14 protein-coding genes and 1 pseudogene are annotated in these 12,291 nt (G+C 74.2%); 5 read left to right on the top strand and 10 right to left on the bottom strand.

Translation table 11 applies throughout. The features are described from left to right. Positions 1–3: 3 nt before the first annotated feature. The 9 genes from MTO91_RS07760 to dxr form a co-directional block, all read right to left on the bottom strand. Positions 4–387, bottom strand: coding sequence for a DUF3054 domain-containing protein (locus MTO91_RS07760; protein WP_224403194.1), 384 nt, complete (start codon positions 385–387; stop codon positions 4–6). Between the two features lie 57 nt (positions 388–444). Then, a complete protein-coding gene (locus MTO91_RS07755) occupies positions 445–2,277 on the bottom strand; it encodes a penicillin-binding transpeptidase domain-containing protein (RefSeq protein WP_476654149.1) in 1,833 nt (610 codons plus the stop codon). Between the two features lie 51 nt (positions 2,278–2,328). Further along, entirely contained in the window at positions 2,329–2,775 is a 447-nt protein-coding gene (locus tag MTO91_RS07750; RefSeq protein WP_345642839.1) for a MarR family winged helix-turn-helix transcriptional regulator, read from the bottom strand. A 39-nt stretch (positions 2,776–2,814) separates the two neighbouring features. Further along, positions 2,815–3,525: a CPBP family intramembrane glutamic endopeptidase gene (locus MTO91_RS07745; RefSeq protein ID WP_345642842.1), complete on the bottom strand. Its 711-nt coding sequence runs from the start codon at positions 3,523–3,525 to the stop codon at positions 2,815–2,817. Between the two features lie 101 nt (positions 3,526–3,626). Continuing rightward, entirely contained in the window at positions 3,627–4,460 is an 834-nt protein-coding gene (locus MTO91_RS07740; protein ID WP_251784821.1) for a GNAT family N-acetyltransferase, read from the bottom strand. Between the two features lie 45 nt (positions 4,461–4,505). Then, positions 4,506–5,663 carry a flavodoxin-dependent (E)-4-hydroxy-3-methylbut-2-enyl-diphosphate synthase gene (gene ispG, locus MTO91_RS07735; protein WP_174565920.1) on the bottom strand — a complete coding sequence of 386 codons (1,158 nt, stop codon included), beginning with the start codon at positions 5,661–5,663 and terminating at the stop codon, positions 4,506–4,508. A gap of 55 nt (positions 5,664–5,718) precedes the next feature. Further along, positions 5,719–6,210 carry a phosphatase domain-containing protein gene (locus MTO91_RS07730; RefSeq protein ID WP_346101985.1) on the bottom strand — a complete coding sequence of 164 codons (492 nt, stop codon included), beginning with the start codon at positions 6,208–6,210 and terminating at the stop codon, positions 5,719–5,721. Beyond that, positions 6,207–7,526 (bottom strand): M50 family metallopeptidase, encoded by a 1,320-nt coding sequence (locus tag MTO91_RS07725; protein ID WP_345642852.1) that lies wholly within the window; start codon positions 7,524–7,526, stop codon positions 6,207–6,209. Before MTO91_RS07725 ends, MTO91_RS07730 begins: the two co-directional genes overlap by 4 nt. Beyond that, positions 7,523–8,668 (bottom strand): 1-deoxy-D-xylulose-5-phosphate reductoisomerase, encoded by a 1,146-nt coding sequence (gene dxr, locus MTO91_RS07720; protein WP_346101981.1) that lies wholly within the window; start codon positions 8,666–8,668, stop codon positions 7,523–7,525. Before dxr ends, MTO91_RS07725 begins: the two co-directional genes overlap by 4 nt. A gap of 73 nt (positions 8,669–8,741) precedes the next feature. On the opposite strand from dxr, the gene MTO91_RS07715 reads away from it, so the two are divergent. Genes MTO91_RS07715 through MTO91_RS07705 form a run of 3 tightly spaced genes read left to right on the top strand, consistent with a single transcriptional unit; the run spans position 8,742 to position 10,205 of the window. Continuing rightward, entirely contained in the window at positions 8,742–9,029 is a 288-nt protein-coding gene (locus MTO91_RS07715; protein WP_168172194.1) for a DUF2631 domain-containing protein, read from the top strand. A 7-nt stretch (positions 9,030–9,036) separates the two neighbouring features. Then, the gene (ligD, locus tag MTO91_RS07710; protein WP_476654148.1) at positions 9,037–10,017 is read left to right on the top strand and encodes a non-homologous end-joining DNA ligase; all 981 of its coding nucleotides are present in this window, start codon (positions 9,037–9,039) and stop codon (positions 10,015–10,017) included. Positions 10,018–10,028: 11 nt separating this feature from the next. Continuing rightward, on the top strand, positions 10,029–10,205 hold the full coding sequence (locus tag MTO91_RS07705) for a hypothetical protein (protein ID WP_208822450.1): 177 nt from the start codon (positions 10,029–10,031) through the stop codon (positions 10,203–10,205). Here MTO91_RS07705 and mug read toward each other — a convergent pair. Beyond that, the gene (mug, locus tag MTO91_RS07700; RefSeq protein WP_251784826.1) at positions 10,202–10,774 is read right to left on the bottom strand and encodes a G/U mismatch-specific DNA glycosylase; all 573 of its coding nucleotides are present in this window, start codon (positions 10,772–10,774) and stop codon (positions 10,202–10,204) included. The genes MTO91_RS07705 and mug overlap by 4 nt on opposite strands. Before the next feature lie 89 nt (positions 10,775–10,863). On the opposite strand from mug, the gene MTO91_RS07695 reads away from it, so the two are divergent. Together MTO91_RS07695 and MTO91_RS07690 are read left to right on the top strand one after the other, a co-directional pair. Further along, a complete protein-coding gene (locus tag MTO91_RS07695; RefSeq protein WP_208822446.1) occupies positions 10,864–11,928 on the top strand; it encodes an ATP-dependent DNA ligase in 1,065 nt (354 codons plus the stop codon). Positions 11,929–12,053: 125 nt separating this feature from the next. Then, a pseudogene (locus tag MTO91_RS07690) lies at positions 12,054–12,185 on the top strand (type IV toxin-antitoxin system AbiEi family antitoxin domain-containing protein); the annotation flags it as partial. Between the last annotated feature and the right edge of the window lie 106 nt (positions 12,186–12,291).

Raw genomic sequence — 12,291 nt, 5'->3', positions numbered from 1 at the left:
CCCTCAGCGGGTCGGGGTGCGCGGGGCCCGCATCCGCGCGACGGCGGCGGAGATCCCCCGCCAGCCCAGCAGCAGCACCGCCAGCGAGATCGTCGCGACGACGGCGAACGACAGCGGCAGCCGCCCCAGGAACCCCAGCCGCAGCACGAGCCCGACGACCACGGCCCCGGCGAGCACGACCGCCCCGGCGCGCAGCGACGCCGGCGCCGACCGCACCCACGGCGTCGCCCAGGCCGCCGCGACCCCCAGCGCGAACGGCAGCGCGGTGCCGAGCAGGCCGAGCACGCTGTCGGCCTCGGCGTGGCTCAGCCTCCCGATGGCGGCGAACACCACGACGGCGACGAGGTCGGCCACGAACGCCAGGGCGGGGATCCGGCTGGGGTGCACGACGACCAGGGTAGGGCGCCCGGCACGACGCCGTCCCGCCGCCGCCCGGCCGGTCGCTCAGCGCGGGACGCCCGCCAGGAAGCGCGCCGTCATCTGCACCGCGGGCCCGGACGACCCGCCGTCGACGATGAGGGTGGCGAAGGCCAGGTCACCGCGGTAACCGGTGAACCAGCCGTGCGAGCGGTTGCCGCCGTCGGGGCCCGCGTACTCGGCGGTGCCGGTCTTGCCGTACACCTCGCCCTGCCCGGCGGCGGCCCGCGCCGTCCCGGAGGTGACGACGGCGCGCATCATCGGGCGCAGCTGGTCGAGCACCGCGCGGTCCGGGGTGCCCGGCGCGACGGCGGCCTCGGTCGTCGCCCCGCGGATCAGCGACGGCGTGACGGGCGCGCCGTGCTGGACCGTCGCCGACACCAGCGCCATGCCGAACGGGGAGGCGAGGACGTCGCCCTGTCCGAAGCCGTCGCTGGCCCGCTGCAGGTCGTCGGTCGCGGGCGAGACGGTACCGGTGATCGTCGTCATCCCGGGGATCTTCCAGTCCGCGCCGAAGCCGAGCGCCTTCCCGGCGTCCGGGAGGCCGCCGGCGGGCAGGCCGAGGGCGAGCCGGGAGAACGTGGTGTTGCAGGACTGCGCGAACGCCTCGGTCAGCGGCACGGTGCCGAGCACGAAGGAGTCCTCGTTGGGGATGGTGCGCCCGTCGATGACGGTGGTGCCGGGGCACTCGACCGGGGACTGCGGGGTGAGGTTCTCCGCCGGCATCGCCCCGTACGCGGTGACGATCTTGAAGGTGGAGCCGGGCGGGTAGCGGCCGGTCAGGGCCAGCGCGCCGTCGCGGTCGGCGGCCGCGTTCTGCGCCACCGCGAGCACCGCCCCGGTGGACGGCCGGATCGCGACGATCATGGCCTGCTTGGAGTCGGCGTCGACGGCGGCCTGCGCCGCGTCCTGCACGGTGCGGTCGAGCTCCAGGGTGACCGGCTTCCCCGGCCCGGCGGGCTGGCCGGCCACCGAGCGGACGGTCTCGCCGCGGGCGCCGACGACGTCGACCGACCAGCCGGGCGTCCCGCCGGCGGCCTTCTCGATGTCGGCGCGAGCGCCCTGCATCAGCTGCCCCGCGAAGCCCTGGTCAGGCGGCAGCAGCCGCGTCGAGGACACGAACCGGACGCCGGGCAGGTCGTAGATCCGGTCGCGGACCCGCTGGTAGTCGGGCTCCCGCAGCACGACGACGGTGTAGGCCTGTCCGTCCGGCACGGCGTTCGCACCCGCGGTGATGCTCGACGCCGTGATCGCGGGGTCGATCGTGCCCAGTGCGGAGCCGAGCCCACCCGCGGCCTGCCCGACCTGCGCCTTGTCCAGGGTGACGGTGACGACCGGCGTGGGCGCGAGCAGCGTGGCCCCGCCGGCGTCGAGGACGGGCGCCGGGGCGGCGGTCACGGTGCGGGTCACCGGGCGCTGGCCGTCGGTGAGGCCCGGCGCGAACGCGGCGGGCGACCAGTCGACCGCCCAGCCGGTGTCGTTGCCCGCGGCGTCGTCGGCGGCGACGAGCGGCAGGTCCAGGGTGTAGTTCCAGGCCCGGCCCTGCCCCAGGTCCCAGGCGACCTCCACCGTCGACGTCGCGCGGTCGCCGTCGGTGCGGGTGCCGGTCACCCGGGCGGTCATGCCGGCCGGGGCGAGGTCGTCGCGGGACTTCTGCAGGTAGGCGCCCGCCGCCTCCGCGTCCGTGGTGTAGACGGCCGCACCCGGCGCGTCCCCCGCGGCCCAGGCCGTGACGTACCGCTCGGCGGTCGTCCCGGCACCTCCCCAGGGGCGCAGCAGCGCCACCACGACACCCACCGCGACGAGCACGACGATCGCGGCGGCCAGGACCAGGGGGCGCTTCCGCAGAGTGGCGATCACGATCAGCGAGTATGCCGCGCCCGGTGTGAGGCCCGGGTGTCCGGGCGCCCGTCAGTCCTCCGCCGCGGCCAGCGTCTCGCGCACGGTCCGCAGCATCGCGGTCAGCTCGGCGGTCCGGTCCCGGTCGAGCCCGATGGCCTCCGGCGCGGTGAACTCCTGCACCAGCGGCCGGGCACGCTGCAGCGCGGCGCGGCCGTCGTCGGTGAGCTCCAGACCGGCGCGGCGCCCACGGCCCCCCGGCCCGTCGCGGCGGACGAGGCCGCGGGCGACGAGGTCGGTGACCAGCTCCCCCACGCTCTGCGGGCGCAGCAGCACGATCCGGGCGAGCTCGGCCTGCGACGGCGGCGGCCCGCCCGTCCGTTCGCGGTCGGCGAGCTCGGCGAGCACGCCGAAGCCGGTCGCGGTCAGGCCGGCCCGGGCGAACACCCGCTGGAACCCCCGGGCGACGACGTGGGCCGTCCGGATGAGCTCCCAGAGCGGCACGTCCTCGTCGGGCACGGACCGGACGCTATCAGGCGCCTGGTAGCTGCCCGTCGCTCACAGCACCCCGGCGAACGCCAGTGCGACGACCTGGGCCATGGCGTTGTGCACCAGGTGCGTGACCGCCCCCGGCCACACCGAGCCGCTGCGTCGTCGCAGCTCACCCGCGACCAGCCCGACGACCAGCGCCGTCAGGAACACCACGTTCAGCCCGTGCGCCAGCGCGAAGACCACGGCACTGCCCAGCACACCGACGACGGCGCCGTAGCGCAGCAGCGCCGAGGTGACCACCCCGCGGAACAGCAGCTCCTCCCCCAGCGGTGTCAGCACCGCGAGGAACAGCAGCGACAGCGCGACCGACCAGGCCCCGCCGCTGCCCGCGTCGGCGTAGGCGCCCTGGATGTTCTCCGGCTCGATCCCGAGCGCGACCATCCCGACCACCAGCAGCCGGCTGACGACGAACGCCAGGACCGCCCCGGCGGCGCCGAGCAGCAGCCAGCGCACGGACGTCGCCCGCACGCCGAACTCCGGCAGCGGGCGACGCCGGACCGCGACGGCCGCGGCGAACCCGGCGATGCCCGCGATCCCCGACAGCGCCGCGAGGAACAGGCCCCCGGCGAGCGGACCGGGGTCGAGGGTCCGCAGCACCAGCGGTCCGCCACCGTAGGCGACGGCGGCCAGCACGACCAGGCCGACGACGACCTCCACCCACCCCGGGCGCGGACCGGTCCCGGTGACGACCGGCGACGCGGAGCTGGAACGGGACACGACGACCTCCCTGCTCGTGGTGGCGCGGCGGATGTCCGCGGCCACGGCCGAGTCGACACCGTGCCGTTGCGGCACGGTCAAGCACCGCGACCCGATCGCGGTCAGAACAAGACGGTGGCGAACCGCGCGACCTGCACGAACCCGACCCGCTGGTACGCGGCCCGGGCCGGAGCGTTGAAGGCGTTGACGTACAGGCTGGCGCAGCGGCCCATCCCGGCGAGCGCGACCGCGACCGCCGACGTCCCGGCCGTGCCGAGCCCGTGCCCGCGCCAGGCCGGGTCCACCCAGACCCCCTGGATCTGGCCGACGGTGCGCGACAGGGCGCCGATCTCGGCCTTGAACACGACCTCACCGTCGTGGAACCGGGCGAACGCCCGCCCGGACGTGATCAGCTCGGCGACCCGGGCCCGGTAGCCCGCCCCGCCGTCGCCCTCCCGGGGGTCGACGCCGACCTCCTCGGTGAACATCGCGACGGCGGCCGGCAGGTAGCGGTCGAGCTCGGAGATCCGGACCGGACGCACCCGGGCGTCGGGCGCGATCATGGGCGGCCGTTCGAGGGTCATCAGCGGCTGGTCGGGCCGGATCTCGCGGGCCGGGCCCCAGCCCGGTGCGAGCTCCTCCCACAGCGGCAGGACGAGCTCGGCCCGCCCCACCAGCGACGAGCACACCCGTCCGGCCCGGCGGGCCCGGTCGGCGAAGGCACGCAGCGCCGCCCGGTCACCGCGCAGCGGCACCAGGTTCGCCCCGGAGAAGCACAGACCGTCCGCCGGGGCCCCGTGGGACCACAGCTCACCGCCCAGCCGCCACGGGTCGAGGCCGACCGCCTCGATACGGGAGGCGACCATGCACGCGGCGACCGGGTCGGCGTCGAGCACGTCGTGCACCCCGGAGCGGTGACGATCGTCGAGAAGCCGTGCTCCGGCCACCCTCAGCACGGGTTCATGATGCCACGCCGACGCCCGTCCGGTACCGGCACTCGCTCAGCCGACGGTCACCTGCGGTTCACCCGTCACACCGTCCACGCTCTCGCCCATCTCCTCGGCGAGCCGCATGGCCTCCTCGATCAGCGTCTCCACGATCTTGTGCTCGGGGACGGTCTTGATGACCTCGCCCTTGACGAAGATCTGGCCCTTGCCGTTGCCGGAGGCGACGCCGAGATCGGCCTCGCGCGCCTCGCCGGGACCGTTGACGACGCAGCCCATGACGGCCACGCGCAGCGGGACCTCCATGCCGGTCAGACCGGCGGTGACCTCGTCGGCGAGGGTGTAGACGTCGACCTGGGCCCGACCGCAGGACGGGCAGGAGACGATCTCCAGCTTGCGCGGGCGCAGGTTCAGCGACTCCAGGATCTGCTGGCCGACCTTGATCTCCTCGACCGGCGGCGCGGACAGCGAGACCCGGATGGTGTCGCCGATGCCCTGGCGCAGCAGCGCCCCGAACGCGACGGCCGACTTGATCGTGCCCTGGAACGCGGGCCCGGCCTCGGTGACGCCCAGGTGCAGCGGGTAGTCGCACTGCTCGGCGAGCAGCTCGTAGGCCCGCACCATGACGACCGGGTCGTTGTGCTTGACCGAGATCTTGATGTCGTGGAAGTCGTGCTCGGCGAACAGGCCCGCCTCCCACATGGCCGACTCGGCGAGCGCCTCGGGCGTCGCCTTGCCGTACTTCTCCATCAGGCGCTTGTCGAGCGAGCCCGCGTTGACACCGATCCGGATCGGCGTGCCGTGGTCCTTCGCGGCCTGCGCGATCTCCTTGACCTGGTCGTCGAACTTGCGGATGTTGCCCGGGTTCACCCGCACCGCGGCACAGCCTGCCTCGATCGCGGCGAACACGTACTTGGGCTGGAAGTGGATGTCGGCGATCACCGGGATCTGCGACTTCTGCGCGATCGCGGGCAGGGCCTCGGCGTCGTCGGCGGACGGGCAGGCGACGCGCACGATGTCGCAGCCGGCCGCGGTCAGCTCGGCGATCTGCTGGAGGGTCGCGTTGACGTCGGAGGTCAGGGTGGTCGTCATGGACTGGACGGAGATCGGGTGGTCGGATCCGACACCGACCGGGCCGACCTGCAGCTGCCGCGTCCTCCGGCGCGGGGCCAGGGTCGGCGCGGGCGCGGACGGCATACCCAGGGAGACGCTCACGACCTCCACTATCCCACCGCGCCGCGGGACCCGCCGTACCCGGTGAGCAGGGGCACTACGTGCGGCCCTGGTTCTCCTGCGCGTCCTGCAGCGTCGAGCTGTGCGGCAGCCAGGTCGCGAGCTCGACCGGCCACCCGTCGGCCTCCAGCACCCGGACGACGGCGGGGTCGTCGTCGAGGATCATCGCGATCTCGCGCTCCCGGGCCAGCAGCCGCAGGACCTCGCGCTTGACGTAGCGGGCGGGGCGGTGGTCGTCGTCGGGGCGCATGAACAGCGGCCCGGTCGGCAGGCCGAAGCCCCTCAGCCAGGTCTCGGTCAGCCTGCGGTTCCGCTCGGGGCGACCGGTCAGGTAGACGACGTCGTACTCGTCCTGGGCCGCGCGCAACCGGTCCGCGCCCTCGTCGAGCAGCGGGTCGGCGTGCGCGGCGGCGAAGAACTTCTCCCACCGGTGCACGTCGAGGAAGTGCAGCCGGTGCGAGACGTCGGCGAGGACGCCGTCGATGTCGAAGACGGCCAGCGGGCGTGCGCCCTCGGGTGCTGCGCTCACCCGAACAGCCGCACCGGGTTGACGATGTCGGCGATCGCGACCATGACGGAGAACCCCAGGAAGACGATCACGAAGACGTAGGCGACGGGCAGGAGCTTGGCCGCGTCGACCGGCCCGGGGTCGGGGCGCCCGAGCAGCTTCGCGGTGTTGCGCTTGATGGCCTCCCAGATCGCCGGGACGATCTGGCCGCCGTCCAGCGGCGGGACCGGGAGCAGGTTCAGCAGGAACAGCGACAGGTTCACCGCGGCCAGCATCATCAGGAACCGGCTGACATCGGCCTGCCACGGGACGTCCTGCTGGGCGAGGATCTCGCCGCCGATCCGCGAGACGCCGACGACGCCCATGGGGCTGTCCTGGCTCCGCTCCTCGCCGAGGAACGCGGCACCGAACAGGGCCGGGATGCGGGCGGGGATCTGGGTGATCGCCTCCGCCGTGCGGACGACGCCGTTGCCGATCTGAGCGGCGACGTCACCCGGCCCGAGCTGCGTGTACTGCGTGTCGAGCGCAACACCGAGATAGCCCGCCGTCACCGTGGCGTAGGGGTCCGCAGAGCCCCGTGCCGGCAGGACGTTTGGGATGACGTCGACGGTCAGCGGGATCTGCCGGCCGGCCCGCTCCACGACGACCGGGGTGGGCCCCGACGACGCGCGGATCGCATCCTGGAGCGCGGTACCGTCGTCCGGCCCGAACTCCTGCCCACGGACCGACAGGATGCGGTCGTCGGGCTGGACCCCGGCCGCGAGCGCAGGGGCGAGCGGCGCTCCGGCCGGGCACTCCTGCGGGACACCGTCCTGGACCGCGACGGCCGGGAGCACGCACTTCTCGAGCGACTCGATCTGGGTGGTAGCGGTCGGTACGCCGATCCCCATCAGGACCAGGGAAAAAAGCACCACCGCCAGGATCAGGTTCATGAACGGCCCGGCGAACATGACGACGATCCGCTTCCACGGTGACCGCGTCCAGAACTGCCGGTCCGCGTCCTCCGGCCGCACGTCCATCTGCGACTGCGCCCTGGCGTCGTCCATCAGCCCCTGGAAGGGACCGGTGCGACGGTTGCGGCCCAGCGTCCCGCCCTTCGCGGGCGGCAGCATCCCGATCATCCGGACGTAGCCGCCCAGCGGGATCATCTTGATGCCGTACTCGGTCTCGCCACGACGCACCGACCAGAGGGTGCGGCCGAAGCCGACCATGAACTCCGGGACCTTGATCCCGAACCAGCGGGCCGTGGTGAAGTGCCCGAGCTCGTGCCAGGCGATCGACAGCAGCAGCCCGAAGAAGAAGATCGCGATACCGACGACCGTCCAGACGATGGTCACGTTCCCGCCTTCTCGCGCGCGTGGGCGCGGGCCCAGGTCTCGGCAGCCAGCACGTCGTCCACGGTAGCCGGGTCACCCGTCCAGGCGTCGGCCGCCTCCAGCACCCCGCCGAGGAGGTCGGTGACGTCGGTGTAGCCGATCGCCCCGGCGACGAACGCCTCGACGAGCTCCTCGTTGGCCGCGTTGAGCACCGCGGGCAGGCAGCCGCCCGTGGTCCCGGCGGCGCGCGCCAGCCGCACACCGGGGAACGCGTCGTCGTCGAGGGGCTCGAAGGTCCAGCTCTGCGCGGTGTCCCAGCGGCACGGCGCCGAGGCGCCGGCGATGCGGTCCGGCCAGCCGAGCGCCAGCGCGATCGGCAGCCGCATGTCCGGCGGCGACGCCTGCGCGATCGTCGAGCCGTCGGTGAAGGTGACCATCGAGTGCACGATCGACTGCGGGTGCACGGTGACGTCGATGCGGTCGTAGGGCACCCCGAACAGCAGGTGCGCCTCGATCACCTCGAGGCCCTTGTTCACCAGCGTCGCCGAGTTGATGGTGATGACCGGGCCCATGTCCCAGGTCGGGTGCTTCAGGGCCTGCTCGACGGTCACGTCCCGCAGCGACGCGCGCGACCGGCCGCGGAACGGGCCGCCCGAGGCGGTGAGGACCAGCCGGTCGACCTCGGACTCCCGCCCGCCGCGCAGGCACTGCGCGAGCGCGGAGTGCTCGGAGTCGACCGGCACGATCTGCCCCGGCGCGGCCGCCGCCGACACCAGCGGACCACCCGCGACCAGCGACTCCTTGTTCGCCAGCGCGAGCCGGGCACCGGTGGCGAGCGCGGCCAGGGTCGGGCCGAGGCCGCGGGAGCCGGTGATGCCGTTCAGGACGATGTCGGCGCCGCACGCGGTGACCAGCTCGGTCGCGGCGTCCGGGCCGTCGAGCACCTCGACGCCGGGCAGCTCCTCCCGCAGCCGCGCCGCCGCCGCGGCGGACGCGACCGCGACCCGCCCGACCCGGTGCGTGCGGACCTGGGACACCAGCAGGTCCACGTCCGATCCGCCCGCGGCCAGCCCGGACACCGTGAACCCGCCGGCGCGGGTGATCACGTCCAGGGCCTGGGTGCCGATCGACCCGGTGCTGCCCAACACGACGAGTGACTTCATCACCGCACATCATCCTCGGCCCGCGAGCTGTGCGACGATGACCCCGCACGGAGCCGGAGCAGGAGGACACACGGTGGCCAGCAAGGCAGTGGCGCACAGCGCAACGACCAGCAAGACCCGCGAGATCGCGGTCGCCTCCGGGGTCGACCCGGCCGACGAGCCGTCGGTCGACTGGGGCTGGCACCAGAACTTCCCCAAGGGTCTGCCGATCGCGGCCGCCGTCACCGGCATCGTGCTGCTGCTGTTCACCATCGGGCACCCGGTGAGCTGGACCGAGTTCCTGTTCTCGGCCGTGCCCGCTGCCGTCTGCCTGATCGGCGCGGTCGCGTACCCGGTCTACCGGCGGCGTCGCCGGCTCTGAGCCACGGGTGGCCGCGCGCGGGGCGGGTGAGCCGGTCGAGCTGACGATCGGCGACCGCGTGGTGCGGCTGTCCAGCCCCGACCGCGTCTATTTCCCCGAGCGGGGCGAGACCAAGCGGGACCTCGCCGACTACTACACCGCCGTCGGCGACGGCGTCGTCCGCGCGCTGCGCGACCGGCCGTGCATGCTGCACCGCTTCCCCACCGGCGTCACCGGGGAGAAGGTGCACCAGAAGCGGCTGCCGCGCGGCGCCCCCGACTGGGTGCGCACCGTCCGCGTGACCTTCCCGCGGTACAACCGCACCGCCGACGAGCTGTGCGTCGCCCACCCGGCCGACGTCGTCTGGGCGGTGCAGATGTCCACCGTCGAGTTCCACCCCTGGAACTCCCGCGCCGCCGACGTCGAGTCCCCCGACGAGTGGCGCATCGACCTGGACCCGATGCCCGACGCCTCCTGGACCGACGTCCGCCGCGTCGCCGGCGTGGTGCACGAGGTGCTCGACGAGCTGGGCGCGACCGGGTTCCCGAAGACCTCCGGCGGCTCCGGACTGCACGTCTACGTGCGCATCCCGCCCGACCACGGGTTCGCCGACGTCCGCCGCGCCGCGCACGCGTTCGCCCGCGAGGTGGAGCGCCGCTGCGACCGCGTCGACCTGTCCTGGTGGCGCAAGGACCGCGACCCGTCGACGGTCTTCGTCGACTACAACCAGAACGCCCGCGACCACACGATCGCCTGCGCCTACTCGGTGCGCGGCACCCCCGACGCGCGGGTGTCGGCCCCGGTGGCCTGGGACGAGATCGACGACTGCGAGCCCCGGGACTTCACGATCGCCACCGTCCCGGCACGCTACGCCGAGCTGGGCGACCTGCACGCCGGCATCGACGAGGCCGTGTTCGGCATCGAGCCGTTGCTGGAGTGGGCCGACCGCGACGAGCGCGACGGCGCGGAGACGCCCGATCTGCCCGATCTCGACGGGGGCGGCCGCTAGGCTCGGCGCCCATGGACGACGGGCCACGCAAGGACAGGTTGAACCGCCTCGGGTACGGGATCGGCGGTGGTCTCGCCGTCGGGTCCGCCGTATGGGTGCTGTCCGGCACGTGGTGGTGGCTGCTGGTCTTCCTCGCCGTCGGCCTGGCGCTCGGGCTGTTCCTGCGCTCGACGACCCCGGGGGCCTAGCCCGGCCCCTGCTCCCGGGCGCGGGCCCGCAGCCGCGCGAACTCGGCGACCATCGCCGCGCGCGACCAGTGCGCGTTGAGCCCCGAGGGGTTCGGCAGCACCCAGATCCCGGTCGTCCCCAGCCGGTCGGTCTGCTCCCCCACCGCCGCGTCGCGCCGCCCGAACGCGGTCCGGTAGGCCCCGATGCCGACGACGGCCAGCCACCCCGGCTCCCGCGCCGCGACGAGCGCGCGCAGCCGCTCCCCACCGGCGACGACCTCGTCGTCGGACAGCTCGTCGGCCCGCGCGGTGGCCCGGGGAGCCATGTTCGTGATGCCGAGCCCGAGCCGCGCCAGCTCGCCCTGCTCGGCCGGGGCCAGCAGGCGCGGGGTGAACCCGGACCCGTGCAGCACCGGCCAGAACCGGTTGCCGGGACGGGCGAAGTGGTGCCCGGTCGCGGCCGACACCAGGCCGGGGTTGATGCCGCAGAACAGCACCCGCAGCGGCGGGTCGCCGGGCCCGGGCAGGACGTCGTCGATCGTCGCGTCCCGCGCCCGCTCCAGCGCCTCCCGGTCGGGCAGTCGTCCCACACCGATCAGTCTGGCGCACCGGGCCGGTCCCCCCTCGGACGGGCGAGCCGGGATGCTCGCGCCGACGATCGAGAGGAGACTCGTCCGCCGTGGACCTGCCCGTGATGCCCCCGGTGAAGCCGATGCTGGCCAAGCCCGCCCCGTCGATCCCCGAGGGCAGGCTCTACGAGCCCAAGTGGGACGGCTTCCGCTCGATCGTCTTCCGCGACGGTGACGAGGTGGAGATCGGCTCCCGCAACGAGAAGCCGATGACCCGCTACTTCCCCGAGGTCGTCGAGGCGGTGAAGGCGCACTTCCCCCCGCGCGCGGTCGTCGACGGGGAGATCGTCGTCGCCTCCGGGAACGCACTGGACTTCGAGGCGCTCCAGCAGCGGATCCACCCCGCGGCCAGCCGGGTGACCCTGCTCTCGACCGAGACGCCGGCGTCGTTCGTCGCCTTCGATCTGCTGGCGCTCGGCGACGACGACCTCACCGCGCGCCCGTTCGCCGAGCGCCGCGCGCTGCTGGAGGAGGCGTTCGCCGGCGTCGCCCCGCCGGTGCACCTCACCCCGGTCACCGACGACACCGCCACCGCGCGCCGCTGGTTCGAGAAGTTCGAGGGCGCCGGGCTCGACGGGCTCATCGCGAAGGACCCGGCCGGGACCTACCAGCCCGACAAGCGCGTCATGACCAAGGTGAAGCACGAGCGGACCGCGGACTGCGTCGTCGCCGGGTACCGGGTGCACAAGTCCGGCCCGGACGCCGTCGGGTCGCTGCTGCTCGGCCTGCACGACGCCCGCGGGGTGCTGGTGTCGGTCGGGGTCGTCGGGGCGTTCCCGATGGCGCGCCGCCGTGAGCTCATGACCGAGCTGCAGCCGCTGGTCACCGACTTCGACGACCACCCGTGGGCCTGGGCGAAGCAGCTGGAGGGCGAGCGGACGCCGCGCAAGTCCGAGACGAGCCGGTGGAACGCCGGCAAGGACCTGTCCTTCGTCCCGCTGCGCCCGGAGCGGGTGGTCGAGGTCCGCTACGACTACATGGAGGGCGAGCGGTTCCGCCACACCACCCAGTTCGTGCGGTGGCGCCCGGACCGCGAGCCTGCCTCGTGCACCTACGAGCAGCTGGAGCGCCCCGTGAACTTCGACCTCGCGGAGGTGCTCGCCGGGCGCGGGTGATCCTTCTCCGCGGAACCCGCGCCGCCCTGCGGGGGACCCTGGACTCCGCGGAGAAGGGTCACGACTGCGAACGGCTCCCCCGAGTTCGCCCGTGGCGCGCGCAGTTCCCGGCCAGGGTGCCCCGCATGGACCTGGACACGGTGCTGCGCGGCCAGGACGGCGTGTTCTCCCGAGCACAGGCGACGGCGTGCGGGATCTCGGCGAAGGCACTGCGCAGCCGGGTCGCCCGCGGCGCCGTCGTGGTCGTCGCACCGGGGGTGTACCGGGCGGCGTCGCACCGGCCCACCGCATGGGGACGGGTGGTGGCCGCCGCGTTGTGGGCCGGACCGGGCGCCGTCGTCGACGGGCCCGCGGCGGCGTTCC

It is taken from the genome of Pseudonocardia sp. 2-7, assembly GCF_056341085.1.
The sequence above is the reverse complement of the archived record's forward strand: the minus strand, read 5'-3'. Positions and strand labels throughout refer to the sequence as shown.

Excerpts from the sequence above, each read along its gene's own strand:
- dxr (WP_346101981.1), bottom strand. The coding sequence starts at position 8,668 with ATGAAGTCACTCGTCGTGTTGGGCAGCACCGGGTCGATCGGCACCCAG.
- MTO91_RS07705 (WP_208822450.1), top strand. The coding sequence starts at position 10,029 with ATGGACGACGGGCCACGCAAGGACAGGTTGAACCGCCTCGGGTACGGG.